Here is a 250-nt window from a genome sequence, read left to right on the forward strand (position 1 = left end):
TCTTACCGACTTCTCACAGCTTATCGCAGGTTAGTACGTCCTTCATCGCCTCTGACTGCCAAGGCATCCACCATGTACGCTTAGTCACTTAACCATACAACCCCAAGAAGTGTCGTCGAAACAACGCGTCTTGTTGAAGTACAACAAGGACCAAAATAAATTTTGGTTTTCGCCAAGAAGTTTCCAAAGCACTTGTAACAAATGTTTGAGAACTACTTTTTAAATCAGCTTTCCAGATTGTTAAAGAGCA

The 250-nt window shown here is 41.6% G+C and carries 1 rRNA gene; it reads right to left on the minus strand.

The annotated features are described in order from the left end of the window. Window positions 1–94 (minus strand): 23S ribosomal RNA (locus BN4575_RS21060); the annotation flags it as partial. Between the last annotated feature and the right edge of the window lie 156 nt (window positions 95–250).

Source organism: Aeromonas sp. EERV15 (assembly GCF_900079845.1).
GTDB lineage: Bacteria > Pseudomonadota > Gammaproteobacteria > Enterobacterales > Aeromonadaceae > Aeromonas > Aeromonas sobria.